The sequence below is a fragment of the Kitasatospora sp. Ki12 genome, assembly GCF_054601375.1.
This window is the reverse complement of record NZ_BAAIHT010000006.1, coordinates 102,583-128,929: the sequence shown is the minus strand read 5'-3', so window position 1 is coordinate 128,929 and position 26,347 is coordinate 102,583. Positions and strand designations below refer to the sequence as shown.

24 protein-coding genes and 1 pseudogene are annotated in these 26,347 nt (G+C 72.0%); 18 read left to right on the top strand and 7 right to left on the bottom strand.

What is annotated here, in order from left to right:
- From ACYP53_RS42965 to ACYP53_RS42935, 7 genes are all read left to right on the top strand, one after another.
- Positions 1-233: hypothetical protein (locus ACYP53_RS42965; protein ID WP_459651508.1), on the top strand; the 233-nt coding region annotated here is incomplete at its 5' end.
- Positions 230-646 (top strand): type I-E CRISPR-associated protein Cas5/CasD, encoded by a 417-nt coding sequence (gene cas5e, locus ACYP53_RS42960; protein ID WP_459651507.1) that lies wholly within the window; start codon positions 230-232, stop codon positions 644-646. The genes ACYP53_RS42965 and cas5e, both read left to right, overlap by 4 nt.
- Positions 543-1,604, top strand: coding sequence for a type I-E CRISPR-associated protein Cas6/Cse3/CasE (locus ACYP53_RS42955; RefSeq protein ID WP_459651512.1), 1,062 nt, complete (start codon positions 543-545; stop codon positions 1,602-1,604). Before cas5e ends, ACYP53_RS42955 begins: the two co-directional genes overlap by 104 nt.
- A 19-nt stretch (positions 1,605-1,623) precedes the next feature.
- Entirely contained in the window at positions 1,624-2,307 is a 684-nt protein-coding gene (locus ACYP53_RS42950) for a hypothetical protein (protein WP_459651506.1), read from the top strand.
- The gene (locus ACYP53_RS42945) at positions 2,304-3,188 is read left to right on the top strand and encodes a Mu transposase C-terminal domain-containing protein (protein WP_459651505.1); all 885 of its coding nucleotides are present in this window, start codon (positions 2,304-2,306) and stop codon (positions 3,186-3,188) included. Before ACYP53_RS42950 ends, ACYP53_RS42945 begins: the two co-directional genes overlap by 4 nt.
- Positions 3,185-4,021 (top strand): AAA family ATPase, encoded by an 837-nt coding sequence (locus ACYP53_RS42940; RefSeq protein WP_459651504.1) that lies wholly within the window; start codon positions 3,185-3,187, stop codon positions 4,019-4,021. The genes ACYP53_RS42945 and ACYP53_RS42940 overlap by 4 nt, the downstream gene beginning before the upstream one ends.
- Before the next feature lie 353 nt (positions 4,022-4,374).
- On the top strand, positions 4,375-7,593 hold the full coding sequence (locus ACYP53_RS42935; protein WP_459651503.1) for a DEAD/DEAH box helicase: 3,219 nt from the start codon (positions 4,375-4,377) through the stop codon (positions 7,591-7,593).
- A gap of 969 nt (positions 7,594-8,562) precedes the next feature.
- Here the strand turns inward: ACYP53_RS42935 and ACYP53_RS42930 are convergent.
- Positions 8,563-8,904: a hypothetical protein gene (locus ACYP53_RS42930; protein ID WP_459651502.1), complete on the bottom strand. Its 342-nt coding sequence runs from the start codon at positions 8,902-8,904 to the stop codon at positions 8,563-8,565.
- Positions 8,905-9,324: 420 nt separating this feature from the next.
- Positions 9,325-9,453, bottom strand: coding sequence for a hypothetical protein (locus ACYP53_RS42925; RefSeq protein ID WP_459651514.1), 129 nt, complete (start codon positions 9,451-9,453; stop codon positions 9,325-9,327).
- On the opposite strand from ACYP53_RS42925, the pseudogene ACYP53_RS42920 reads away from it, so the two are divergent.
- The 8 genes and pseudogenes from ACYP53_RS42920 to ACYP53_RS42885 form a co-directional block, all read left to right on the top strand.
- A pseudogene (locus tag ACYP53_RS42920) lies at positions 9,418-10,332 on the top strand (ISAs1 family transposase); the annotation flags it as partial. The gene ACYP53_RS42925 and the pseudogene ACYP53_RS42920 sit on opposite strands and share 36 nt — an antisense overlap.
- A gap of 752 nt (positions 10,333-11,084) precedes the next feature.
- Positions 11,085-11,909 (top strand): protein kinase domain-containing protein, encoded by an 825-nt coding sequence (locus ACYP53_RS42915; protein ID WP_459651501.1) that lies wholly within the window; start codon positions 11,085-11,087, stop codon positions 11,907-11,909.
- Positions 11,910-12,358: 449 nt separating this feature from the next.
- Entirely contained in the window at positions 12,359-13,714 is a 1,356-nt protein-coding gene (locus ACYP53_RS42910) for a lipase family protein (protein ID WP_459651500.1), read from the top strand.
- Positions 13,715-13,966: 252 nt separating this feature from the next.
- A complete protein-coding gene (locus ACYP53_RS42905) occupies positions 13,967-15,235 on the top strand; it encodes an alpha/beta hydrolase family protein (RefSeq protein WP_459651499.1) in 1,269 nt (422 codons plus the stop codon).
- Between the two features lie 26 nt (positions 15,236-15,261).
- Positions 15,262-15,438: a hypothetical protein gene (locus ACYP53_RS42900; protein WP_459651498.1), complete on the top strand. Its 177-nt coding sequence runs from the start codon at positions 15,262-15,264 to the stop codon at positions 15,436-15,438.
- Positions 15,422-15,694, top strand: a complete 273-nt coding sequence (locus ACYP53_RS42895; RefSeq protein ID WP_459651497.1) for a hypothetical protein — start codon at positions 15,422-15,424, stop codon at positions 15,692-15,694. Before ACYP53_RS42900 ends, ACYP53_RS42895 begins: the two co-directional genes overlap by 17 nt.
- Before the next feature lie 218 nt (positions 15,695-15,912).
- Positions 15,913-16,131 (top strand): ferredoxin, encoded by a 219-nt coding sequence (locus tag ACYP53_RS42890; RefSeq protein ID WP_459651496.1) that lies wholly within the window; start codon positions 15,913-15,915, stop codon positions 16,129-16,131.
- A 91-nt stretch (positions 16,132-16,222) separates the two neighbouring features.
- Entirely contained in the window at positions 16,223-17,428 is a 1,206-nt protein-coding gene (locus tag ACYP53_RS42885; protein WP_459651495.1) for a cytochrome P450, read from the top strand.
- Between the two features lie 62 nt (positions 17,429-17,490).
- Here ACYP53_RS42885 and ACYP53_RS42880 read toward each other — a convergent pair whose 3' ends face one another.
- Positions 17,491-17,868 (bottom strand): nuclear transport factor 2 family protein, encoded by a 378-nt coding sequence (locus tag ACYP53_RS42880; protein ID WP_459651494.1) that lies wholly within the window; start codon positions 17,866-17,868, stop codon positions 17,491-17,493.
- A gap of 251 nt (positions 17,869-18,119) precedes the next feature.
- A complete protein-coding gene (locus ACYP53_RS42875) occupies positions 18,120-18,653 on the bottom strand; it encodes a hypothetical protein (RefSeq protein ID WP_459651493.1) in 534 nt (177 codons plus the stop codon).
- Between the two features lie 443 nt (positions 18,654-19,096).
- Between ACYP53_RS42875 and ACYP53_RS42870 the strand changes: the two genes are divergently transcribed.
- The gene (locus ACYP53_RS42870) at positions 19,097-20,296 is read left to right on the top strand and encodes a hypothetical protein (RefSeq protein ID WP_459651492.1); all 1,200 of its coding nucleotides are present in this window, start codon (positions 19,097-19,099) and stop codon (positions 20,294-20,296) included.
- A 344-nt stretch (positions 20,297-20,640) separates the two neighbouring features.
- On the opposite strand, the gene ACYP53_RS42865 is transcribed toward ACYP53_RS42870, so the two are convergent.
- Positions 20,641-21,672, bottom strand: a complete 1,032-nt coding sequence (locus ACYP53_RS42865) for a medium chain dehydrogenase/reductase family protein (RefSeq protein WP_459651491.1) — start codon at positions 21,670-21,672, stop codon at positions 20,641-20,643.
- A 127-nt stretch (positions 21,673-21,799) separates the two neighbouring features.
- Here ACYP53_RS42865 and ACYP53_RS42860 point away from each other — a divergent pair, with 127 nt between their 5' ends.
- Positions 21,800-22,474, top strand: a complete 675-nt coding sequence (locus ACYP53_RS42860; RefSeq protein WP_459651490.1) for a TetR/AcrR family transcriptional regulator — start codon at positions 21,800-21,802, stop codon at positions 22,472-22,474.
- A gap of 93 nt (positions 22,475-22,567) precedes the next feature.
- The gene (locus ACYP53_RS42855) at positions 22,568-22,804 is read left to right on the top strand and encodes a hypothetical protein (RefSeq protein ID WP_459651489.1); all 237 of its coding nucleotides are present in this window, start codon (positions 22,568-22,570) and stop codon (positions 22,802-22,804) included.
- Positions 22,805-22,918: 114 nt separating this feature from the next.
- On the opposite strand, the gene ACYP53_RS42850 is transcribed toward ACYP53_RS42855, so the two are convergent.
- Positions 22,919-25,324: an FtsX-like permease family protein gene (locus ACYP53_RS42850; protein ID WP_459651488.1), complete on the bottom strand. Its 2,406-nt coding sequence runs from the start codon at positions 25,322-25,324 to the stop codon at positions 22,919-22,921.
- Positions 25,318-26,109 (bottom strand): ABC transporter ATP-binding protein, encoded by a 792-nt coding sequence (locus ACYP53_RS42845; protein ID WP_459651487.1) that lies wholly within the window; start codon positions 26,107-26,109, stop codon positions 25,318-25,320. The genes ACYP53_RS42850 and ACYP53_RS42845 overlap by 7 nt, the downstream gene beginning before the upstream one ends.
- Between the last annotated feature and the right edge of the window lie 238 nt (positions 26,110-26,347).

The window sequence follows — 26,347 nt, the reverse complement described above, 5'->3', positions numbered from 1 at the left end:
GCGAAATCCTCAACCGCTACGCCGGCTCCATCGACCGCCTCACCAGCGGCCGCGGCCGCCTCGCCCACGGCTACGTCTGCATCGACGACGACGCCCGCTTCCCCAACCTCGGCGCCCACCACGACTCCTACACCGAACTGATCGAAGCCTGCTCCACCGCCGCCGACCAGCCCGAGACCCCGCGCTTCCTGCCCCGCCCCCGCCCCACGGCCGACCTGGAGACGGCCAGGTGACCGGCCCCGGATTCCTCCTGCGCCTGGCCGGAGCCCTACAGAGCTACGGCAACGCCGCAGCGTTCCACCAGGTACGCGACACCGGCCCGTTCCCCACCCGCTCGGCCCTCATCGGCATGTTCGCCGCCGCCCAAGGCACCCCCCGCGACCAGCCCCTCGACCCCGCCTACACCAGCCTCACCATCACCGTGCGCATCGACCGGCCCGGCACCACCCACACCGACTTCCACACCGTCGGCCGCGCCGAACACAGCGTGCCCACCAGCAGCGGCCGCACCCGCGAACCCGACAAACGCACCCTCACCTCCCATCGCGCCTACCTCGCCGACGCCGTCTTCACCGCCGCCGTCCAGGGCCCGCCCGAACTCACCGCCCGCATCACCGACGCCCTCCACACCCCCACTACGCCCTGAGCCTGGGCCGGCGCGCCTGCGTCCCCGACGAACCCTGCTCCTGCGCACCCACAGCGCCGACCCCGTCCACGAACTCCTCCACCACACCCCGCTCAGCCTCCACCACCCGCCCGTCACCGACAGCGTCGACATCGACTTCATCTGGGAACAGCCCCCCGCCCCGGACCCAGGCGCGCCAGCGCCATCGAACTGGCCGACGACCCCGCCGACTTCCACCCCCGCCACCGCGCCCACCGCCTGCGCACCGTATGGCGCACCACCCACACGCTGCCCGCCGACCTCTACGCCGGGCCGTACCCATCGACCGTCTCCGACTACGTCCACCAGCAGGAGCAGCCGTGTCCGCGACCCTGACCCGCATCATCCTCAACCCCGCGCCCGCACGTGCGCCGCGACCTCGCCGACTCCGCCCCCTGCACCGCACCATGATGCGGCTGCTGCCCCACCAGCTCGGCCCCAGCCCCGCCAGCAGGGCGGGCTGCTCTACCGCCTCGAACCCGGCCCCGACCCGGTCCTGCTCGTCCAGACCGCCCAGGCGCCGCTCACCACCGAACTGCCCGACAACTACGGCCTCGTCCACACCCGAGACCTCCAGCCCATGTTCGAGGCCCTCACCGAGGGACGATCCGTGCGCTACCGCCTGGCCGGCAACCCCGTCCACCGCCTCCCCGACCCCGCCCACAAAGCCGGATACCGCCTCGCCGCCCTTACCGGGACCGCCGCCCTGAACTGGTGGCACACCCGCGCCCGCGCCGTCGGCCTCGACCTCACCCACACGATCATGAGCCCAGGCCGCTACAACACCAGCCGCGCCAAACCCGGACTGTGCCACGCCCTCGTCCACTTCGACGGCACCGCCACCATCACCGACCCCCACCGCCTCACCGACGCCATCCGCACTGGCATCGGCCGAGGCAAGGCATACGGCGCCGGCCTGCTCTCCCTCGCCCCCGCCTGACAACCCAGAAAGCCCCAAGGTGCCCGCCCGAACCCCCGAACCCGACCCCGGCCCCCCGATCCACGGCTCCCGCGAACAACGGGCCGCCACCGTCCGCCGCCTGCTCCACCTCAAAGCCGAAGGCACCCTCAACCCCAGCCACCTCCAAACCGCAGCCGACCTCTACGACGTCCACCAACGCACCGTGCAACGGTGGATGAACAACGCCGCCAGCCACAACGGCACCTACAGCCCCCAAGGCCGCCGGCGCTTCACCCTGACCGAAGAGATGCAGGAGATCCTCGCCGCCTGGCACGGCAACATCACCAGCACCTACCACGAAATCTACGGATACGACCACTCACAGCAGGAGATCTCCCTCGCCACCTTCCACCGCGCCGTCACCCGCGAACTCTCCCCGGGATGGCTCGCCGGCCTGCGCCACGGCGAGAACGCACGGCGCCGCTACGACGTCCACAACACCCGCGAACGCGGCCACCGCAACCAGGCATGGGAAGCCGACCACGTCAAACTCGACGTAGAAGTCCTCCTCGACGGCCGCCGCTGCAACCCCTGGCTCACCGCCATCATCGACGCCTCCACAACGTCTCATGGGCGCGGCCCTCACCCCCCCACGCCCCCAACCGCGGCGCGGTCCTGCTCGCCCTGCGCAGCGCCCTGCTACCCGACGAACCGTTCCCCTTCGCCGGCACTCCCGGCGTGATCCGCTTCGACCGCGGCAGCGAGTTCACGTGCGAGGCCGTCCACGACCTCCTGAAGGCATTCGTCATCACCAGGGTGATTCTCAAGAAAGGCGACAGCAAAGCCAAAGGCACCATCGAGAACTTCAACAAGGCGGTCCAGTCGATGCACTGCGCCCGACTGCCCGGCTACTTCCCTCCCGATGCCGACGGACCCCGCTGGCACGACTCGGAACTCATGTCCTACCAGGCGTTCCACACCCACCTCATCGACTGGATCAGGACGTGGAACACCCAGCACCGCAAACCCGTGCTCGGGCACCGCACCCCCGCCCAGTCCTGGGACGACGACATGACCCCGGTCTACCTCGTCGACCGGGACGCGCTCGAGCTGCGCACCCTCGACGTCCACCCCGTCCTGCTGGCGATCAAGGACGACGGCGTGCACTGGAGAAAAGGCCGCGTCTACCTTGCCAAGTGGATGCACGGAGAAGTCGGCAGGAAGGTCCGCCTGCGCTACCGCCCCTACCACGAGGACCAGGTCTGGCTCTACGACCCGAAGACCGACGAGAGCCTCGGCGAGCCCGCACAGCTCACAGGCACAGACAACCCCGAGCTCGCCCGGGCCGTCGTCCGCGAAGCCGAGCGGCTCGAGGCGCAACTGCGGAAGACACGCAAGGACGCCAGGAAGAACAGCAGACGCCGCTACGCGGCGACGACGACACCGTCCACACCCGCGGAGCTCACCGTCATCACCGACGAGGAGGCTCTCGCCCGGCTCGGCCACACACTGCCGGACCTCGACGACGGACCCGACCCCGTCCCCCTGCCCGAGCCGTCCGACCAGTGGACCAGGCCCAGGCCCCGCCCCCTGCCCCGACCCCGGACCCAGGACACCACGTGACCACCGACACCCCCGAGCCCACCGAGGCCGGCACCCCCGAGAACTGGCTCATCCCCACACCGGGCGAGCACGCCCACGACCTGCCCGACGCCAAACAGATGTCGACCCGCGCCACCCAGACCGTCCGCCAGAACCTCGACACCGTCATCCCCACATGCGGAATCCTGTGCATCCACGGCGATGTCGGCCTCGGCAAGACCTTCAGCGTCAGGACCACCCTTCGCGACATCGCCATCGGCAACCAGGACGTCGCAGAGGGCACCATCCACGTGCCCTTCGGCGATGACCCCAGCCGCTCCTACTTCCAGGGGGCCCTCCACTACGCCCTTGGCCTGCCCGGCGACCCTCCCAGCAACCGAGCCGTCCGCGAACGGCGACTCTTGGAGACACTCTCCAGCCGCCTGCACCTGCTCGTCTTCGACGAGGCCCAGCGACTGAACAAGGCTGCCCTCAACTACCTCTGGCAGCTGGCGGACGCCCGGCAGACGAAGAAGAAGCTGGTCATCATCCTCATCGGCGCCCAGAACTTCTACCGCAAGATCCAGGCTCAGAGCCCGATCGCCTCACGCACCCTCACCTGGCAGCAGTTCAGCCGCCTGAAGACCGAAGAAGTCCTCGCGATCATCCCCGACTACCACCCGCTGTGGAACGAGGCCAGCACTGAGGACATCACCTGGACCGACACCCTCATCTGCCACGGCAACTTCCGCAACTGGGCCACACTCACCTTCCACATCCGCGAGGCGAAACAGAAGAACCCCGAACTCAAACTCGACCGCACGCTGATCCGCTGGGCCGCGAAGAAGATGGGCCACAAAGGCGCCGCCCTATGAGCCAGCCTCCCCACGGGAACAACGCCGAGAGCCACAAGCGCACCAAAACCGGGTTTTGCCGGGTGACGCGAGGGCTACGAAGGTCAGGAACGAGGGTGGGCGAGAACGAGACCGGACGAGGCGGGGCGCCAGCCACCGAGCAGACCGGCCTCGAACGCAACCGCACTCAGACCGCACCCGAAGGCCGCAGCGTCCTCATCCAGGACGGCCGGGCGGTCGGGCCCGGCCGACCACATCACGACCGTCACACTATGTCCGCCTCCCCGAGCAGACCGACGACGCCTGCGGTCGCCCGGCACCTCCGACAGAGCGCCTCTGGTACGGGCACGGCCCCAGCTGACACAGTGAGCACCGTGCACGAAACAGACACCGAGGCCATCAACCCGACGGTCCCACAGCTCGTCCGCAACAGGTGGGGGAGCGACCTGCCGGTCGAAGGCATGCTGCAGCGGTTCACCGAACCCGGCTGGACCTACCAGGAACAGCTGGCCCGCCCGTGCCCCACCTGCGACCAGCCACTGCACTCGCTGCGCCGCCCGTACGAGTCAGCCGGACGCCAGTACCGCTACGTCGCCATCGTCTGCCCTGCCTGCCCGCGCACCTACACACTCGCCGACCTCGGCGCGAAGACCTACGACAAGCTCCTGCGGACCGAGCCCACGGCGGCGCCCACCGCCCCCGCGCCCCGGCGCGCAAAGGCAGCTCCCACGGCGACGGTCCGCGCCGCGGTCCGGCTGATGGCTGGCCTCGACACCGATCACTGCCCGGCCAGGTCCGGCGTGACGGTCACCGCGATCCGTCTGCCTCACCCCTCCCGGGAACCTGTACCTGCGCCAGAGGGCCCGGCATGGCCCGACGACCTGCCCCTGCCGGCCCAGAAGGAGACACGGGCCCTGTGGTGGGGCAAGATCACCAACCCCTCCCGGAACCTGCCCGAACAAGCGATGCGCGCAGCCGCCGACGCCCGGGCCATCGTTCCGGCAGGGGAGAGGTTCGAGAACCTGCGCCGCGCTCTCTCCGGTCTCGGCGTCCAGGTGCGCACCGCCGCACACTGGGTGGAGGACGAGTACGTCACGACGGTGTCCGATCTCGGCGCGCCCGTCGAGCTGGCCGCCTGGCCCGGGGGCGCGGCGACTCCGGTCGCCGGCCCTGCCGCGTATGCGGCCCGGGACGCGTTCGCCGCCCAGTGGGACGCCCTGGACGAACTGCCCGACGGCGACATGGAGGCGTTCGTGCCAGTCGGGGACCTGGTCCCCGAACAGTGGAAAGCCCTGCTGCCGCACCCGGCGTTCAACCCGGTCCAGGCCGCGACCGTCCCCGCTGTCACCGATGGCGACGAGCACGTGATGGTCGTCGCCCCCACCGGCGCCGGCAAGACCGCGATCGGCATGGTCGCCGCCCTCACCGCCCACAGAAACGGCCGCAAGGCCGCTTGGCTCGTCCCCCAGCGCTCCCTCACCGACGAACTCGACCGCGACCTCGCCGCCTGGCGCCGCGCCGGCCTGCGCGTGGTCCGCCTGACCGGTGAAGCCGCCGTCGACACCGACCTCATCAGGGAAGCGGACCTGTGGGTCGCCACCACCGAGAAGTTCGAGGCGATCTGCCGCGCCGGCTCCCTGCGCGCAGCGCTCGCCGAGGTCGGATGCCTGGTCGTGGACGAGATCCACCTGCTCGGTGACCCCGTCCGCGGCCCGGTCCTGGAAGCCCTCCTCGCCCGGGTCCGCGAGGACGCCGCCCGGGTGCGGATCGTCGGCCTGTCCGCGACCGTCGCCAACGCCGACCAACTCGCTACCTGGCTCGGCGCCCGCCTGATCCGCTCGCCCTGGCGCCCCACCCGCCTGACCTGGCAACTGCCGGCCATGCCACCGGACGCCGACGCAGCCGACTGGACCACCCGCAACAACACCCGCACCCGCCACACGGTCGACCTCGCCCGCCACCACACCGCCGACGGCGGCAGCGTCCTGGTCTTCTGCGGCAGCAAGCGCTCGGTCCGCACCGCCGCCCTCGCCCTGGCCCACGACCGCGGCGTCGACACCACCGGCGCCGACGCGGACGACAGCGACGTCGTGGAACGCCTGTGCACCAAGGCTGGCGTGCGCCTGCACTACCGTGACTGGCCCCACAAACGCGACGCCGAACAGGCATTCCGCACCCGTCAGGCCGACATCCTCGTCGCCACCTCCACCGTCGCCGCCGGAGTCAACCTTCCTGCCCGCGCCGTCATCGTCCGCGACACCCAGATCGGTATGAGCCGCATCGAAGTGTCCATGGTCCAGCAGATGTTCGGCCGCGCCGGCCGCATCGGCGCCGGCGAACGTGAAGGCCACGCCTACCTGCTCACCGCCCCCAGCGAGCGCCACCACTGGAGGCCCCGCCTCGCCGCCGGATACACCGTCACCTCCCGCATCCGCGACCGCCTGCCCGACCACCTCCTCGCCGAAGCCGTCCAGAACCGCATCGCCACTGCCGCCCAGGCCGAACACTGGTGGAAGAGCACCCTCGCCTTCCACCAGGGCCACCACCCCTTCGACCCCCTCCACGACGCAACCGACTTCCTTACCGACACCGCCTACCTCATCCGCACCCCCGGCCCAGACGGCGACGACCAGCTCGAAGCCACCGAACTCGGCCGTCTCACCAGCCGCTTCATGGTCGACGCCGACCTCGCCTCCACCCTCGCCGACGCCACCGCAGGGCTTCCGCTCCCCACCGACCCGGACACCGCCGAGGACCTGCTCATCACCACCCTCGCCACCCGCCTGCCCGCACTCGAACAAGCCCCCTTCACCGACCGCGCCAAGGCCGAGCTCTACAACGTCCTGCGCACCCTTGGCCAACCCGACGCAACCGAACCGGACATCGACCAGGACGAGGACGACGACTGGCAGCCGGTCGCCGGCGACCTCGCCCGCGCCGTCCTGCTCCTCGTCGCCCGCGCACCGCGCGCCTTCCGCGGCTGGCCCGCCTACATCCGCGGCATCCCCGCCGACTCCATGGCCCCCGTCCTCGACGACGCCCAGCGCTACCTCGCCTGGCTCGGCGCCCAAGGCCCTTTCGCCACCGTCCACCCCTGGATCGCCATCACCGCCGCCGACCTCGCCCAGCGCATCCGCTGGCGCACCCTCGGCCCCTCCCGCGGCGCTGGCAGGCTGCTGTGGATGTGCGAACAGATGGCCACCCCCGCCCACACCCACACCCTCGTTCCCACCATGTGGCAGGCCGCACGTGCCCGCGGCATCGACTCCCCGGACTGGCCCGGCACCACCCCACCCAGCACCTGCCGACTCACCTCTGCCGACTACCGAACCCTCCTGAGCAACCGCAGCACCGGGACGGAAATCACCCTCCACACAGACCGCGCCCATGTCCGGGCGCCGCGCGGAGCCGTTGTGATTACCTGGAACGGGGCCGCCACCGCTCGTCATATCAGCGTCGGCACCGTCGTCGAGGTTTCTTATTCGGCGCCAGGGCAGGACGACCCGTCAGCAGGGGACACGGGCGCCGCCGTCTTCACCCGAGGCGACCGCACTGCAACCGGCTGGGCCGCCACATACAACGCGGTGACCTGAACAGATGCACCCTGACCTGGCAGCCCGACGGACTCGCCGTTGCGATATGTCAGGCACGTGCCGCCGCCTCGTGGTTGGCCTCGCGGCGCGTTGACATCACCGGCCCCGCCGTCAGCGCCGGCGCCCTCCAGAAGCCGTTCCGTACCATCAGACTCACCGCTCAGTCCCTGCGCACCGGCCGCATCCTTGACGAGGCTCGCCGAAGCGCCGATCCGGTCCGCCTCATGCTGCTGTTCGGTATCGCCCACATCACCGCCACCCGGTATGTATTCGTCGCGCATCCGGACAAGAAGCCCGGCCCGCTGCGCGCCTGATGGTTGTGGCGTCGGCGGGCGGTCGTCCGATGCCAGGAGGTGGGGCGGAGTTCCGGTAGCCCGGACGGAGCGTCCGAGATGGGGATGCCCGCGACCGTCGGTCGCACGGGAACCGGATCCTTGACGAAGCCAAGGAGACCGCCGACTTGGTCCACCTCATGAGGGTTTTCGGCCTCGCGAACACCACCCCGGTGAAGTACATCGCCGCAGCCCAGCCATTCGATATCCGCCCCCGATCCAGTGCAGGCTTGAAGATCCGTGCGGAAGGCTTTCGGTGGGCCCATGGGTCTCTCGTGGCGTCGGCCGGACTCGCACGATGGTGACATTGCCAGCGCGCTGGATCCCTCGCAAAATCCTAAGATCCTGGCATGGACGACGGGTTGCCTAAGATTTTAGTCGATTGGTCTGTAGTAGTCGGATCCGCACTTAGCCTGCTCGCTCTGGTCATTGCTCTTTATGCCCTATGGAAGTCGAATCGCGACATTGCCAACGAGTGACGGCGCCAGCATGAGCTGGATCTCATTCGCGATATATCAGACCTTCTGGCCCCGCCGACCCCCCAGGGCTTCGGCGTAGTCGGATAGCGTCCGGTTTGTGATCGCCAGAGGGCCGAGGAGTGCAGCTCTGACAGTCGAACGCGGGGCGGAGAGTCCGGTCAGCCCGAGAGCGGTTGGGCGACCGAGACAGTGACCCGGTCACCGAAGCGGCCGCGCAGGTCTGCCTGGGCGCTGGCCAGATTTCCGCTGACGCCGACCTCCACGACGCCGCGGGTGAAGCTCACCTCCGAGCCGTCGCCCACCATGACGATGCTGTAGTCGCTCGTGTGCCCTATCAGTGCCGTGACCCGGTTGCGGGTGGCGGCCAGCTCGCTGATCGAGCGCGGCGCGTCGCGCAGGTCCACGCGCACGCTCAGACCCAGGTGGGCAAGGGCGGCGTCGAAGCCGCCACCGCCCGGCTTCCGGTAGACGATGACGCGACCGTCCGGAACGTCCACCATCAGGCCCGTGAAGACATCCTGGTAGGAGCCGCCGAGGTGTGAGACCGCATCTGCGGCCGTGTCCAGCTGCTGCTGGTCCGGTCGGCCCGAGCTCGGCGGAGGGCTTGCGGCGACGCTCGGCGGAGGGCTTACGGCGACGGCAGATGCGGCGGTACTCGTCGGCACGGGAGCGGACGGCGCGACGTTGGTCGGTCCAGCGCAGGCTGCGCAAGCCAGCAGAGCGGTCAAGGCCAGGGTGCCAGCGGTCAGGTGTATCGGCGTTGGGGTACGGGGCATCGATCCAGCCTCACTTCATCGGCGACGGCTGGTGATCGTACGCGGGCGCGAAGCGGCGGGCGTAAAGAAGGCAGGCACGGCTTCCAAGATCATGGAGTTCTCTACGCCCCGTGACCCGAGTGGAAGACCGTGCCTGCCGACGCATCATCCCCGATTCCGACTGCCCTTGACCAGCTCCGCGAGCAGCCCGAGGCGGCGGCTGGGGAGGTTCCTGGTCTGCTGGAGCTGCTGGCCCAGGTGCCGGACCCCCGTGATCCGCGTGGAGTGCGGCACGCGCTGGCCGTGGTCCTCGCCCTGACAGCGTGCGCGGTGCTGGCCGGGGCGACTTCGCTGCTGGCGGTCGGTGAGTGGATCGCGGACGTCTCGCCGCAGGTGCTGGAGCGGCTCGGAGTGCGCCCCGATCCGGTGCTGCCCAGGCGGCTGGTGCCGGCCGAGACGACGGTCCGTCGGCTGCTCGCGCGCATCGACGGCGATGCCCCGGACCAGGCGGTGGGTGGGTGGCTGGCCGACCGCCGGCCCGCGGGTTCCGGACTGCGCGGGCTGTCCGTGGACGGCAAGAGCCCGCGCGGCGCGGCGAAGGCCCGCGGACGGAAGATCCATCTGCTCGCCGCGGTGGAGCACACCACCGGATTGGTCCTGGCCCAGCTCGACGTCGGCGAGAAGAACGGAGAGACCAGCCGCTTCCAGCCGCTGCTGGACAGCGTCGCCGACCTCGCCGGTACGGTCGTCACCAGCGACGCGCTGCACACCCAGCGCGAGCATGCCGGCTACCTTCTTGGCCGCCGGGCCCACTACATCGCGATCGTCAAGGGGAACCAGAAGAAGCTGCGCAAGCAGCTGAAGTCCCTGCCTTGGAAGGACATCCCGCTCCAGGGACGCACCCGCGGCGCCGGTCACGGCCGCACCGAGATCCGCCGGATCAAGGTCGCCACCGTGAACAATCTGTTTTTCCCCGGCGCACGGCAAGCCGTCCAGATCAAGCGCCGCCGCACCGACCGCCAGACCGGAAAGACCATCATCACGACCGTCTACGCGGTGACCAGCCTCACCGCCGAGCAGACCACTCCGGCCCAGCTCGCGCAACTGATCCGGAACCACTGGAAGATCGAGGCGCTGCACCACGTCCGCGACACCACCTTCGCCGAGGACGCTTCCCAACTGCGGACCGGAAACGCACCCCGCGCGATGGCGACCTGGCGCAACCTCGCCGTCGGCGCCCTCCGGCTGAACGGCGTCACGAACATGGCCGCCGGCCTCCGCCGCAACGCGCGCGACGCCCGACGACCCCTCACCCTCCTTGGCCTCGCCTGATCGCAAAACGGGCGCCTGCCGGCTACGCCGAAGCCCTGGCCGACCCCCAGCAGCGCGGCCGAGGCGATCAGCCCGACCGTGTCGAACTCCGCCCACGCCCACGGCAGCGCGGCCACCAGGACCAGCCGCACCGCATCCACCGCCGCCAGGGCCCGCAGCGACGCGAACCGGTCCATCACCCGCCGCCCGACCGTGCCCAGCACGATGCACGGCAGCGACTCCGCGACGGCCACCAGCCCCATCGCCCCGGCCCCGGCGTGCTCCCACGCCATCCACGTCACGGCCATCGCGTACAGCCGGTCGCCGAACACCGACGCCGTCTGCGCTCCCCACAGCAGAAGCACAGGCCCGCGCCGCAGCACCCGCACGTATCGCATGATCCACTCCGCCCCGGGAAGCACGAAGTCCCGGCAGCGAGACGCCACCGGGAACTCCCCACACCCTAGGGCAACTTGAAGCCCCACCCGCGCAGGTGCCCCGCACGCGGCACCGCGACGACCGCGGTCACATCCATCACTCGCACCCGGCCGCCGGATCGGGCAGGCTGGCCACCAGGGGACAGCCCGGACGGCGGCCGTCCCGGAAGGACTCCCGTGCACCCACTGATCACCGAGCTCGGCCTGGACGGCGAAGCGAAGCTCCTGCACGAGCGACGCGGCACCACCTTCTACAAGGTCGGCGACACCGTCCTCAAGATCACGGACGGCCTGATGGCCGGCCGCGAAGGCGAGGTGCTCGCCGCCCTCGGAGCCGACCACTACCGGGCCCACGGCCCGTACGGGGACGGCACCTGGCTGGCCATGCGGTGGATCGACGGCACCAGCCTCTGGGACGCCCTGGAACCCGCCCACCGAGGCGACGACACCCCCGCCGCCCGCCACGCGGTCCTCACCGCCGCCGCTGAAACCGCCGAAGCACTCGCTGACCTCCACGCCGCCGGCTGGACCCACGGCGACCTCCAGCCCGACCACGTCGTCTTCGAGGACGGCGCCGTCCGGATCATCGACCTGGCCTGTGCCCAGGGCCCCGTTCAGGTGCCGTTCTACGTCCACCGCGGCGGCCTGGCCCACACCACCGCCCCTGAGACCGCCGCGCTGATCATCGGCACCACCGGTCACATCGCCACCACCCCCGAGGCGGACGTGTGGTCGCTGGCCGCTTCCCTGTTCTGGGCCTGGACCCGCACCCCGCCCACCGACTACCGCGACCCCCAGGCCCGCCGCCCCGATCTCCTGGCCGGCATAGCGGCGGGCCGCTCGCACGACGTCACCGCCGTCCGGCCCTGGCCCTTCCCTGCCTTCGAGGACGCCCTGCTGGCCGGACTCGCCCACGACCCCGGGCACCGGCCCTCCGCCCGCGCGCTGGCCCGGTCGTTCCGCGCCGCCCCAGCCGGAGCCGGCACCGACGCTCCCTGTTGACCCGCCTGGTGCCCCGTTGCCCCTGCACGCGGGGGCAACGGGGCACCAGGGGGCTTCTCTGCTGGCGGGGCCGGTTCGGGTCGACCCGGGCCCGTGCAGGCAGGGTCGTGATGTTCTCCGGGTGTTCCAGGGCCTTGCGCAGGTGCCGGATCTCGTCGTGCTGGGCGGGGAGCCGCGACAGCGCGAGGTGCTCGCGTCCGTGCCTTACCGCCGGATCAGCCCCCAAGGCCGACGGGCCGACCCGGGGAGAACGGCGTCCTGCGACCGGTCGCAAGGCGGCGTGACCGGTCACAGACCAGACCGGGAATTTCCGTGGCCCGAACCGGAGACAGCGCGCCCGGTCGTCGCCATGATGTTCTCCGGGACGCCGGCTACGGGTCGGTAACACGAAGCGTGGTCACACGCGTCCCGCGACAGGCCATCGGGAATCCCAGCCACCCGGGGGAGTCATGCGCAAGCGCACGTCCAGGCTGCTCGCCGCCGCGGTCACCGCCGCCCTGACCGCCACCGCCACGGCCGTCACGGCCAGCCCGGCCTCGGCAGCGGTGCGCTCCAGCGCCGCGCGCTCCACCACCGCCGCGAGCGACCCCTTCTACTCCTACGACGACAGCACCCCGCTGGCCTCGCTCGAGCCGGGCACCGTGCTCAAAACGCGGACCCTGTCCTACCACGTCCTGGGGATCCCCACCCCGGTGACGGCGATCCAGCTGCTCTACCGCACCACCGACGCCCAGGGGCGCCCGGCCGCCAACGTCACCACCGTGCTCCGCAGCCTGACCGGGGACAGCAGAGCCATCTCCTACCAGTCCTTCTACGACTCGCTCGACCCCGCGGACGGCCCCTCCCGGGCGGTGGCCGGGAACCTCAGCCTGGGCGGCGCGATCCCGAGCGTCGAGGCGATCTTCATCGTGCCGCTGCTCGCCCAGGGCTACAACGTGGTGGTCCCGGACACCGAGGGCCAGAACGCCGACTTCGGAGCCGGACCGGAGTACGCCACCACCACCCTGGACTCGATCCGGGCCGCGACCCGGTCCCCGGCGACCGGCCTGACCCCGGACACCCGCTTCGGGCTGATGGGGTACTCCGGCGGCGCCGTCGCCTCCGCCTGGGCGGCCGCGCTCGCGCCCGGCTACGCGCCCGAGGTGAACGCCAGGCTGGTCGGCTACGCCGAGGGCGGGCTGCTGGTGGACCCGGCCCACAACATCAGGTACATGGACGGCTCACTGGTGTGGAGCGGGATCATCCCGATGGCACTGATCGGGGTCTCACGCTCCTACGGCATCGACCTCACGCCCTACCTGAACGACTACGGCCGCTCGGTCTACCGGCAGCTGGAGCACGCCTCGCTCACCGACGCCCTGGGCCACTACCCCGGGCTGACCTGGAAGGCGATGGCCAAGCCCCAGTACGCCGACCCGAACTCGGTCGAGCCCTTCGTCACGGGCGTCAACCGGACCAACCTCGGTTCGGCCCCGACCCCGACCGTGCCCGGCTACCTCGCCCAGGGCAACGCCGGCGTCCTCGAAGGCACCTTCGCCAACCCGCCCGGCATCGGCACGGGCGACGGCGTGATGGTCGCCGGGGACGTGCGGGCGCTCGCCCGCCAGTACTGCGCGACCGGCACCGCGGCGGTCGCGTACCAGCAGTACGACGCCCTCAGCCACTTCGCCGTCCCCGCCGTCTGGGCCCCACAGGCCCTCGCCTGGCTGAACGACCGCTTCGCCGGCCGCCCCGCCCCCTCCGACTGCGGCCACATCCCGGCCGGCAACTCCCTCACCCCGGAACAGCCCGTACCGAGCCCCTGACCCCGGCCTACCGGGCCCCTGACCCCGGCCTACCGGGCTCCTGACGCTCGAAGGTGAACGGGTCCGCGACGGCCTGGAGGGCGAGGTCCCGGAGACCGGGCCGGGGCGGCCGGAACCCCGTAGCGCCGAGCGCCGTCATACCGGGGTGCTACAGCGGGACTTGGCACCCCGGGATGACGGTTTCCGTCCCTCCCCGCCCGTACCGTCGCCCGTGTCGAAGGCGGACGCGGAACCGAACGAGGAGGAACGGCGATGAGCGGGCGAGGACGGGCCGTGGCGGCGGTGCTGCTGGCGGCGACGGCGACGTTGGGCGTGGTCGGCGCACCGGGCGCGGTGGCGGAGGGGCGGGGCACCGAGCGGCAGGCCGGGGCCCGGCTGCCGCAGCCGACCGGGCCGTACCCGGTCGGCACGACGTCCCTGCAGCTCACGGACGACCGCAGGGACGATCCCTGGAAGCCGGGGCAGCACCGCAAGCTGGCGATCAGCTTCTGGTACCCGACCACCCGGCCCGCCACCGGAAATGACCGCGCGCCGTACATGCTCCCCGCCGCCGCCGGCCACTTCGGCAGCGCCGGGAGCGTCGGCCAGGGCGACTACGGCTTCGAGCCCGGCCGCACCGACTGGGCGGGCATCCGCACCCACGCCCGCGCCGACGCGCCCGCCCGCCCCGGGGGAAAGCGGCCCGTCGTGCTGTACTCGGCGGGCTTCGGCGACCCGCGCACCTGGGGCACCGGCCTGGTGGAGGACCTCGCCTCGCGCGGCTACGTCGTCGTCACCGTCGACCACACCTACGACGCCTCAGAGGTCGCCTTCCCCGACGGGGACCTCGCCACCTCCGTCTTCCCCGAGCTGATGGCCCAACCCGGCCTCGACATCGGCGCCCTCCTGCGCAAGACGCTGCAGACCCGGGTCGACGACACCCGCTTCGTCCTGGACCGGCTCGCCGGGCTGCGCCACGACGACCAGCTGCCGGCCGGCCTCGCCGCCTCGCTCGACCTCGACCGGATCGGCATGGTCGGCCACTCCGGGGGCGGCTCCACGGCCCTGCAGACCATGCACGACGATCCGCGCCTCAAGGCCGGCGTCAACCTCGACGGCCAGCTGCACTTCCCCGGCCCGGACGGCACCGGAGTCCACCTGTCCACCGTCGCCGAGGACGGCCTGACCCGGCCCTTCCTGCTCATGGGCACCCAGAACCCCGACTCCGGCAGCTACCACCGGCAACCCGGCTGGGACGCCCTGTGGCAGCACAGCACCGGCTGGCACGCCGATGTGACCCTCACCGGCTCCCGCCACGGCTCCTACACCGACGCGCAGTCCCTGCTGCCCCAGCTCGCCCGCCAGGGCGCGATCAGCGGGGCGAAGCTGACCGAGGACGTCGGCGACGTCCGCCCGGACCGCGCGGTGCTGGCCACCCGCTCGTACGTCGCGTCGTTCTTCGACCGCTGGCTGCGCGGTCACGACGACCACCTCCTGGACGGCCCGTCGCCGCGCTTCCCCGAGATGGGCTACGAGCGGTAGCACGCGACCGGAGCCGGGTGACACGCGTGACCGGGGTGCGGCCTGCCGAGAAGGCGGGCACCGGCGCCCGCCGCCGCACCGAGGCGCGGGACGAGCCGCCGTCAGCAGTGGAAGCGGAGCCGGACGAAGACGACGTTTCCGGCCTGGGCCTTCTTGTCGATGTCTGCTTCAAGGACGGTGGCCGTCGTGCCGCCGGGCCTTGACGTCGAGCCCGACGACATCGCCTGGCAGACCGCCGAGTCGCTCGCCCGGGAGACCGGGCGGGACGCCCGGACGGTGCCGGTCCGGCCGGAACCGGTCGTCGAGGTCGCCTTCGACGCCCTCCAGCGCAGCCCCCGCCACCCCGCCGGGCCGGCCCCGCGGTTCGCCCGGGTGCTGCGCTACCGGCCGGACAGGGGCGCCGCCGAGGCCGACACGGTGGCCTCCGTACGGGAGTCGGCCACCGCCGAAGGCTCGTGAGGCCGTCCGCGCGGCCGGGTCCGCCGACCCGTCCGGCGAAGTACCGCGGGTTGAAACGCGTTACGCCGCAACGGGGGTTCACGCACAGGGGCCGAATCAGCCGTTCTCGATCCGGCCACCGTACTGGTCCGTCAACGGACCAGTGACGGCTAGGTTGACCGTGACAACGAGAGGCGGCCGCAGGGCAGTTGGCGCCGCCCTGGCGAAAGGTGCCCGACATGCAGGTGAGCGTCGACCGGGACCGTTGCTGCAGCTCCGGCATGTGCGTGACGAACGCCCCCGAGGTCTTCGACCAGGACGACCGGGACAGTCTCGTGAGACTCCGTCAGACCGTCTTGCTGCCCCAGCAGTTCGACGACGTCAGACTCGCCTCCGAGCTCTGCCCGGGCCGGGCGATCACCGTCACCGGGGACGAGCCCGCGCGGACCGGGACCTGACGGACCCCCGCCGCCGGCCCCGCAGGCCGCCGGGAACCTTCCCGGGCCCCGCACCCCACGAGAACACCCGCGACGTGAGGAGACCCCCGCCGTGACCACCGCACCCACCACCCCCGTCCTCCCACTGCCGGCCCGGCACTCCGGCGGCTGCCCGTTCGGCCCGCCGCCCGCGTACCCCGAGGCCGCCGCCACCGGGCCGGTGACCAGGGCCGAGCTGCCCGACGGCGACCTCTGCTGGCTGGTCACCGGCTTCGCCGAGGTCCGCACCGTGCTGTCCGACCGCCGGTTCAGCGCCGACATACGCCACCCGGCCTTCCCGCTGCTGGTCGCCGGCGCTCGCGAGCTGATCACCGACAATCCGGACTTCCTGCGGCTCGACGACCCCGAGCACGCCCGCCAGCGCCGCATGCTCACCGCGGAATTCCTGGTCAAGCGGGTGGAGGCGCTGCGCCCGGAGATCCAGCGGATCGTGGACGAGGCACTGGACCGGATGACCGCGGGCCGGACCACGGCCGACCTGGTCACCGACTTCGCGCTGCCGGTGCCCTCGCTGGTGATCTGCCTGCTGCTCGGCGTGCCGTACGAGGACCACGACCGCTTCCAGAGCCTGAGCCGCACGATGCTCAACCGGGAGAGCACCGTGGAGCAGCTCCGGGAGGCCCAGGAGGAGGTCCTGGACTACCTGCGCGACCTGACGGCCCGCAAGCGCGCACAGCCGGAGGACGACGTCCTCAGCCGACTCGCGGCGCGGGACGACCTGACCCCGGACGACGCGGCCGCCATGGGCGTGCTGCTGCTGGTCGCCGGGCACGAGACGACCGCGAACATGATCGCGCTGTCGACCGCGCTGCTGCTGGAGCACCCCGAGCAGATCCCCGGCCTGGCCGACCCGGCCACCCTGCCCGGCGCGGTGGAGGAGCTGCTGCGGCTGCTGACCATCGTGCACACCGGCCTGCCCCGGGTGGCGCTGGAGGACGTGGAGCTGGGCGGCGTCACCGTCCGGGCCGGGGAGGGCGTGATGGCGATGCTCTCCACCGCCAACCGGGACGAGACGGTGTTCGGCGGCGCCGGCCATCGGGCGACGGACGAACTGGACCTGTACCGGGACGCCCGCCGGCACCTGGCGTTCGGCTTCGGCGTGCACCAGTGCCTGGGCCAGCCGCTGGCCCGCGCCGAACTCCAGATCGCCCTGGAGACACTGTTCCGCCGGCTGCCGGGGCTGCGGCCGGCCGGCGAGCGCGGGTTCCGTACCGAGTCGTTCATCTACGGGATGCGGTCGCTGCCCGTGACCTGGTGAGCGGGGCCCGATGGAGAACTCTCACCTTTGATCTCCCAGGATGCCCCGTCCTTCAGGACGAGTCAGGAGGCGGACGGCTCGATCTCTCCCGCGAAGACGATGACCTGGTCGATGAGGTTGCGTCGCAGATGGACGACGTCCGTTCCCGCCAGGCGGGGGCCTCCGTCCGGCGTGGTGAAGACCCACCGGTACCGGGCCCACTCGTCGGGCATGTCCACCGCCGAGCAGCGTGCCATCGTGCCGGTCCCCGCCGGGTGGCGCCGGATGTCCAGCACGAACCGTTCGACCGCCGCGATTCCTTCGCTGCGACCCAACGGGCCCCAGAAGACCACGTCCGAGGTCAGGGCCTGGGAGAGCAGGGCAGTCACATAGCTGTCGTCCGAGGTGTTGAACGCGGAGATGAACGTGTCGATCGCGGAGCGTGCCGTCTCTTCCTGCATGCCCCAGTAATACCAGCCGTCGCGTGTGCGCTCGTCCCGCGAGCTGCTTTCCGATCACGGTGGACCATGGGTACCACGCGGTGTTGCGGCGGGGCGCGACACGGGGCTGGGCTGCGGGTCTGAGCAGGTGCCATGTGGCCGGGCGTGGGGGCGGCCACGCCCGGCCAGCGACAACAGGACGACCAGCGGTGGGAGGGCCGGACGAGGCTCTGCCCGGCGAAGGGCCGGTGTGTGTGACCTGAGGCCTCCTGCTACCGGGCCGGGGCTCCGGAGGCGACGCCGGGGGCGTTCGACCCGCGTACCTTGACCTTGGCCTTGGTCAGCCGCGTGAGCGCAGCCGTGACGTCGGCGGCCTGGGCGTCGGTGAAGGCCTTCTTGAGGACGGTCGTGGGCACCGGCGCTCCGCCCGGCCTCTTGACCAGGACCGACCAGGCCAGGGGAGTATCCGTGGCCCGGGCGACCGACGTCCACGGGAACCTCAGCTCCCCGGACGCCGTACGGATGACGGCCTCCTGATCGGTCAGCGCGACCGAGGTGGGACCGGCCTGGCGCTGGGCGGCACGAGAGCCGAGCTTCTTGACGACCACGGTGATGTTCTGGACCTGGAGCAGGCAGGCGATGAGCGCGGCGATCGCGAAGAGGACACCGTCCGCCGCGAGGCAGAGCAGGGAGAGCAGCAACCAGGCGCCGGCGACCGCCCAGCGCACCGCCGGGGCCGGGAAGTTGGCTCTCACCGCGGCGGCGAGCTCCTCAGGTGCTGCGTCGTACTCCACCTGGACGTTCACGTTCGTTCCTTTGTTCGCGAGGGGGCACATCATGACCGGGGCACCCCACCCAGCACAAATGCGATGCGACGGCCCCGGACGGGACGCCTACGACCAACACCGGAAGGCCCGGGAGAAGAAGGCCCGCCAAGCCGACCGAGACCCTGTGCGGGCCCTGACCTGCGCCGACTGCCGCCGGGTCCCCGAAGACGGAGCGGAAGACCACCGCGCAGTGCGGCCGTGAAATCCCGCGTCGGATCGCACCCTGCCGCTCGGGCCTTGCAGGCAGCGGGACAATGATCTTGGATGCCGGCTGATGCGGGGCAAGGGGGCGGGGTGCGGATCAACATGACTCAGTGTGACGAGGATCGTTGCTCGTCGGTCCATCAGATCCACTGTTGGCCCGACACGGTCCTTCCAGTGCGGCAGGATGCGGAGCTGTGATCGTTCCTACGCGTGTAGCCATGCCCGGCCAGGTGCGGAGCCTGGCAGCCCACCATCCCGCGGGTCCGCTGTACGTGACGAGCTACGGCAGCGACGTCTTCGAAACGGTTCTGACCGCGGTGGACCTTTCGGGAGCCGTGTTGTGGCAGCGGACCTTCCCAGGCACTGGACATCCGAGGTCTCGTGGCTCCCAGCAGGGAGTGATGTGGCTGCCCCGGCTGGGGGACGGCGGTCCGATGCTGGAGGAAGTCGGCCCGGACGGTGATACCCGGAGCGTCGTCGTCCCTGCTTGCGATGCCGGTGAAGAGATCGGTGCCTTCGTGGTGCTGGACGACGGGTTCTGCATCTCCTGGGCCGCCGTTCCCCCCTTCCGGCGCGGCGTCGCCCCGTACCGCGAACCCCGTGTGGCCCGGTACGCCCGCGACGGCCGGTGCGTGTGGTCGTCACCGGTCAGTCTCGGCGCTCTCTTCCACACAGGTGTGGCCGAGGCGGGAGTCCACAGCGACTGGGAGGTTCACTCGAAGCCCTGGACTTCGCAGGAAGCCGTGGTCGATCACTGGGAGCCGCTGCTGGTGTCCGGGGACAGAGTGGCCGCGAGCTTCGAGGACTCGCGGGACGGGATCGGCGCCACCTTCTTCCTGGACCTGGCGGGCGGCGGGATCGTCGCGTCGACGAGGCCCTTGCCGACGGGCCGGAAAGCCATTGCCGGGCCGGCGGAGTTCCTGATCGGCTCGCAGGGCTACGGGGAGTTCAGCACCGCACGCTACGACCGCGACGGCGCCCGGGTCGCGCGGTGGAACAGCCACGGAGCGATGCTGGTCGATGCGTCCGGAGCGGCTCGGGGTCCCGAACTGCAGAACCACCGCCCGTCCTGCTCCAGGTTCCGAGGACTGACCGATCTGGGCACACTGGTAGACGGCCCGGTGCTGACCGGCTACTACACCTCCTACCCCGCGCTGGACTGTGCGGGCACCGCTGTGTTCTGGCGGGACGGCAGGCTCCTGGCCATCGACTCGAGCCTGGGGCAGCAGGAGTACTGTGCGACCGGCGACTCCCGAAGGATCATGAGCCGCACCCTGCTGCTCGACAGCGGGCAGGTCGCCTTCGCGTTGGACGACGAGCTGCTGCTTTTTCAGACCCCGCTCGGCCCACTCGCCGCCGGCGCCTGGCCCTGTGGAGACGGAAATCTGCACGGCAACCCGGTCAGGTGGACCGACTGACTCCCCGGCCCGTGCGAGAGCCACGCGCCTTCGACGGGCTGGTCCGGACCGGGCTGCTCGGAGCCCCGGCCGTCACCACCGTGGCCGCCGTCACGATGCTGACGGTGATGCTCCTGCTTCGCGCGTCCGAGTGGAAGGGCGCGTTGCCTGGCTTGGCCAGGTGGCCGGGGGCGGTCGAACGCCGGCACCGTCTCGTCGGTGCGGACGGTCCAGCGTTCGACGGTGCCAAGGCGCAGGGTGTGGTTGGTGTGGCCGGAGTCGAACAAGCCGTAGGCCCGGGCGGCGTTCTGCGGCCGGGCCGGCGTCCGCGCCGACTGGCGGCGGCGTCCTGGGGAGCGTGCCGCTCAGGGGGTCAGGACGACCTTGCCGGTGGCGGTGCCGGATTCGGCGAGGCGCAGGGCCTCCGCGGCCCTGGCGAGCGGGAGCTGGGCGGCGATGCGGGCACTGACGTCGCCGCGGCCGACGGCCGCGAAGACCTCGGTGAGGTCGGTCCGCAGCCGGGCGCGGAAGCGGTCGCTGTTCAGCGACCGGCCGGCCCAGATGTTGTAGAAGTGGGCGCGGCGGCCGTTGGGCAGGGCGTTCCAGAGCCAGGTACGGGCGAGGATCTTCAGTACGGGCCACTGCTTGGAGCCGGTGTCATCGCGGGTGGAGGCGCTGCCGTACGCGACGAGGGTGCCGCCGGGGGCGAGCAGGTGCCAGGAGTCGATGACGCTGCGGCCGCCGACGTGGTCGAAGACGGCGTCCACCCCGCCGGGGGCCAGCTCCCTGACCCGGTCCGGCACGTTGCCGGCGCGGTAGTCGACCGGCGTGACACCCAGCGCCCGCAGCTCGTCGTGGTGCCGGGCGGAGGCGGTGCCGATCACCTTGACGCCCGCGGTGCGGGCGAGCTGGGCCAGGACTGACCCCACGCCGCCGGAGGCGCCGTGCACCAGGACGGTCTGCCCGGCGCGCACCCGGGCGGTGCGGTGCAGCATCTGCCAGGCGGTGATGCCGTTGACCACGACCGTCTCGGCCTGAGCCGCGGTCAGGCCGTCGGGGACCTCGACCGCGTCCGCCGCGTCGACGACGACGTGGCTGGCCCAGCCGCCGACCTTCACCAGCGCGGCCACCCGCCGTCCGGCCAGGCCGGGGTCGACTCCCTGACCGGTCGAGTGCACCCGTCCGACCAGGTCGTAGCCGGGCACGAACGGGAACGGCGGCTGGTCGTAGTACCGCCCGCGGCGCATCTGCTGCTCGGCGAACGAGACGCCGGTCGCCTCCATGGCGATCACGATCTGTCCCGGGCCGGGGCGCGGTACGGCGGTGTGGCGGATCTGCAGGCCTTCCGGGGCCACGATGCCCGGCAGAACGACCTGGACGAGGCTCTCGCTGTCCACGATGGCCCTCCCTTCGGTAGATGTCTTCGCGTTCGTTAGAAGTTATAACTCCCGGCGAGAGTGAGAGTCAAGAGCGATGGTGATAGGCTCTAACTGAACGGGTCGGTGGAGGAACGGGGGCAAGGTCGTGAGCGAGCCGGATGCGAGGACTCCCCGGGAGCGGTACCGCGCCCAGGTCCAGGAGGAGATCAAGCAGCACGCCTGGGGGCAGATCGCCAGCGCCGGGGCCTCCGCCCTGTCCCTCAACGCCATCGCCAAGCAGATGGGCATGAGCGGACCGGCCCTGTACCGGTACTTCGCCAACCGGGACGAGCTGATCACCGAGCTGATCAGAGACGCCTACCGCAGCCTGGCCGACACCTTCCGCGCCCGGGCCGAGGCCGGCGCCGGCACCGGCACCGGCCTCGGCGACCTGGCGCACGCTCTGCGCCGGTGGGCCCTGGACGACCCCCAGCGATACCTCCTCGTCTACGGCACCCCCGTGCCCGGCTACCGGGCACCCGAGGACACCACCCGGACCGCCGCCGAGATCATGGCCGTCATCCTCGACGCCTGCACCGCCGAACCACCCCCCGCCGCACCGCCGACACCTCTCGACGCACACCTGGACGCACACCTGGACGAGCACCGCGCATGGGCCGGGCAGCACCCGGCCCCGCCGTCGGCGCTCCGGCGCGCCCTCGCGTTCTGGACCCGGCTTCACGGCGTGCTGTCCCTCGAACTCGCCGGCCACTTCACCGGCATGGGAATCGACCCGGCCCAGCTCTACACCGCCGAGGCAGAGGCCATCGCGCGCCACTGACAGCGGCAACGGCGCAGCGGCGCAGCGGCGTCACGCGACGCGAGGGTCGTCCGAAAGGCGAGGAACCGCCAGGGACGCCGCCACACACAGGCCGTGAACGCCGAAAGTGCCGCGCGGCGAGCGGCGGCCGTCCGCTTCGCCGACCCCAGGAGCCCGGTCATCGACATCGTCCAGGCCGTCGGCCGCGCACTGCGCCAGTCCTACCGCCAGGGCAAGGTCTCCTGGGTCGTCATCCCGGTCCACCTGCCGGCGCCACCTGGGCGGCCAGGGCCTGCTCGATGCCGCCCGCCTCTCGGAGCCGGACGCGCGGCGGCCGTCAGGGTCCGCTGAAGGGAACTCCGGCGGCTACCGGTTGCTCGCCGCCCTCGCGGGCGGCGAGCAACCGGACGTGGAGGCCCCCTCTGGTCCGGTCGATCCGCGGGTCGCCGGTGTGGCCGAGCGCCGCTACTCCCGTGCCCCCGCCGCTTCGATCGAGCGCCCGCGAGTGGTGCGCCAGGCGGCGAGTACGGCCGCTGTCACCGCGACTGCGGCACACAGGGCCACCGCCTGCGCGACCGGTGTCCACGGGACGGTGGCCGCGAAGCCGTCCACCAGGCGGTGCAGCGCTGTCGCCTGAGTGGCCGCGACCGCCGCGCCGGCCACGGCGGCGAGCAGTGTGCCCACCAGTACGGCAAGCAGGGACTCCGCCGCGATCAGCCGCAGGGTCTGGGCCCTGGTCGCCCCGGCGAGGTTGAGTGCCGCCAGTTCGCGCCGTCGGCCGGCCGCGGCCATGACCAGGGTGTTGGCCACCGAGAGCAGCGAGTAGCCGACCGAGATCCCCAGCACCACCACGCTCGCGTTCCGTGACTGCGCGCGCTGCTTGGCCGCCGACCGGTCGAAGTACAGGTCGGCTGGTCCGACCTTGGCGTCCAGGCCGCCGAGCGCCGTACGGGCCGTTGCCGCGTCGGTGGGCGTGTCGAGCCAGGCCAGCGCGGGCAGCGCGCCCGTCGTGTGTGCCGCCGAGAGGTAGGTGTCGTCGCCGTTGAGACCGGTCCGGACCACCGCCGCGATGCGCAGTGCGGTCCGTGACCCGTCCGGGAGCCAGCAGGTCACGGTCTGCCCCGGTGACAGGTCGTCACTGCGGGCGGTGTGTTCGTCGACCACCAGGAAGTCGTCGCCGAGCCCGGTCAGTGAGCCCGCGACCACGGTCGGCGTCAGCACCGAGCCGAGTGCGTCGGGCCGGACGGCCTTTCCGCTGAGCGAGTCCAGGATCGTGCCGTCGGCGCCGCCGATCTCCAGCCGGGTGGGGGTGACGGTGGTGGCCCGCAGGTTCGCGAGCGCGGCGGCCGTCGGCCGGTCCAGCAGCCCGCCGTCCACGGGCAGTACCACGGCGGCGGCGTGGGTCTGGCTTCGCGCGAGATCTGCGCGGGCCCCGTCGCCGGCGCCCTGCATGCTCATCATGGCCGCGACCAGCCCCACGGCCACCACCACGGGGGTGACCGTGGCGGCGGTCCGGCGCCTGGCGTTGAGCGTGTTCTGGCGGACGATCAGCGGGCCGGCGCCGAGCCGGGCCAGCGGCCACGTGGCCAGCCGGGCGGCGGGCCGCAGCAGCACCGGCGCGAGCAGGGCGAGACCGCCGACGAAGAGCAGCGGAACGGCACCGTACTTGCGGGCGTTCACCGCGTACTCGGGCGAGGTCGCGGTGATCGTCCAGCCGGTGGCGACGGCGCCGGCGAGCAGGCCCAGGGCCAGTACCCAGCGCAGCGGCGTCATCGCCCGGGTGTTCGCGGCGGAGTCCCGCAGCGCCGCGACCGGGCGCACCCGGGCGGCCCGGACGGCGACGGCGGCGGCGCCTGACAGCGCGGCGGCGACGCCCAGCAGTGTGGCAAGCAGCAGCGCGAGCGGATCTGCTCCGACGTCGAACCACCCGGGTGCGACGCCGTGGTCGACCATCCACTCGCGCAGCACGCCGGCGCCCGCCACCCCGAGCAGCGACCCGAGCAGCGACCCGGCCGCGCCGACCAGTCCGGCCTCGGCCAGGACCAGGCCGGCCACCTGGGGCGGGGTGGCGCCGGTCAGCCTGAGCAGCGCGAGCTCGCGGCCGCGCTGCTCGATCGAGAAGGCGAAGGTCGCGATCACGATGAAGACCGCGACCGAGACCGCGATTGCGCTGGTGGTGGCGGCCATGGCCTGCGCGTTCAGCAGCTGGTCCGCGCCGCCGGACGGGTCGGGATCGGCCTGGCGGCGTTCCGGCCCGGTGAGCAGCAGCACGCCGTCGGCTGTCGGCAGGGCGGCCGCGGGGCCGGTGGTGGCCAGCGCGTTGACCGGTGGCGAGATCCGCGCGGCGGCGGCGTCGGTGAAGAAGGCCGCGTGTTCGAACCAGCGCTGCTCGGTGGCGCCGACGACGGTGTAGGCGGAGCGTCCGGCCGCGGTCGCGAGTTCGATCCGGTGGCCGACCAGCTCGGCGCCGCCGGTCAGCACGATCTCGTCGTCCGCCACCGGCGCCCGGCCGGCCGTCAGGTGGTACGGCGTCAAGGCGGCCGACGACCAGCCGTGCCCGACGCCGTCGGACGGGCCGCCCGGGCGGCGGGCCGGGAAGGTGCGGTCGGCGACGGTTCCGGCCGGCGCCCCGCCCGCCACGGCGGCCGGCAGCCCGGTGGGAAGCCGGGCCGCCTCGCCGCGTGCGTCGGCGGGCACGGCCACGGCGGTGGCGGCCGCGAACCGCTGGGGCGCGGGGTAGGGCGTACCGGCGGTCGCGGCCAGGACGAGCGACATCATCGAGATCAGCCCGGTGCCCAGGACCAGGGCGGCGAACACCCCGGCGAAGGCGGTCCAGCGGCTGCGCAGGTTGGCCATGGCCAGCTTCAGCACGCCGCGGCCTCCTCGAGGTGGCCGTGGCCGGTACCGGTGGGTTCGTCGTCGGCCGGCTCCAGCGCGGCCATCCGGGCGGCGACCGCGTCCACCGTCGGGTTGGCCAGCTCGTCCACCACTCGGCCGTCGGCGAGGAAGACCACCCGCCCGGCGTACGAGGCGGCCACCGGGTCGTGGGTCACCATGATGATCGTCTGCCCGTGCTCGGCGACGATCCGGCGCAACAGTGCCAGCACCTCCCGGGACGTGCGGGAGTCCAGGGCCCCGGTCGGCTCGTCGGCGAAGAGCACCTGGGGACGGGTGACCAGGGCGCGGGCGATGGCCACGCGCTGCTGCTGGCCGCCGGAGAGCTCGCTCGGCAGGTGCGCGGCTCGGGCGGCCAGGCCCAGTTCGGCCAGTACCTGGTCGACTTCGGCGGGCCGGGGCGGTTTCTTGGCCAGCTGGAGCGGCAGCTCGACGTTCTGGCGGGCGGTCAGCGTGGGCAGCAGGTTGAAGGACTGGAAGACGAAGCCGATCCGCTCACGGCGCAGCCTGGTCAGCGCCGTCTCCGACATGCCGCGCGGGTCCACTCCGGCGAGGCGGACCCGGCCCTCGTCCACTTGGTCGAGCCCCGCCGCGCACTGGAGCAGGGTCGACTTCCCGGAGCCGGACGGCCCCATCACCGCGGTGAAGGAGCCGGCCGAGAACTCCAGGGTCACCCCGTCCAGGGCCGCGACCCGGCTCTCACCGTCGCCGTACACCCGCCGGACTCCGGTCAGCGCGACGACCGCGCTGTCTTGCACCATGCTGAACTGCCCCCCGAGCTGAATGATCATTCAAAGAGGTGACAGTAATACCAGCTGCGGAGCCGATCGAGGACGAGTCCGGGTACGTCGACCGCATCCATGCCGCCGGTCAGGCCGCAACCGCCTCCGGTAGCCCCGCTTCCGCGGTCCTGCACCGGCTCCGTACGAGGACGATCCCCGCACCCTCTCCCAGCCGTCGAGGAGTCTCTCGGCGACCCGGGCACGCCCGCCGACGTAT

Bases quoted from the DNA above. Each gene is read 5' to 3' on its own strand.
- ACYP53_RS42880 (WP_459651494.1), bottom strand. From the start codon at position 17,868: ATGCAGGAAGAGACGGCACGCTCCGCGATCGACACGTTCATCTCCGCG.
- ACYP53_RS42910 (WP_459651500.1), top strand. From the start codon at position 12,359: ATGCGCAAGCGCACGTCCAGGCTGCTCGCCGCCGCGGTCACCGCCGCC.
- ACYP53_RS42905 (WP_459651499.1), top strand. From the start codon at position 13,967: ATGAGCGGGCGAGGACGGGCCGTGGCGGCGGTGCTGCTGGCGGCGACG.
- ACYP53_RS42870 (WP_459651492.1), top strand. From the start codon at position 19,097: ATGCCCGGCCAGGTGCGGAGCCTGGCAGCCCACCATCCCGCGGGTCCG.
- ACYP53_RS42930 (WP_459651502.1), bottom strand. From the start codon at position 8,904: ATGGTGGACGTTCCGGACGGTCGCGTCATCGTCTACCGGAAGCCGGGC.
- ACYP53_RS42845 (WP_459651487.1), bottom strand. From the start codon at position 26,109: ATGGTGCAAGACAGCGCGGTCGTCGCGCTGACCGGAGTCCGGCGGGTG.
- ACYP53_RS42890 (WP_459651496.1), top strand. From the start codon at position 15,913: ATGCAGGTGAGCGTCGACCGGGACCGTTGCTGCAGCTCCGGCATGTGC.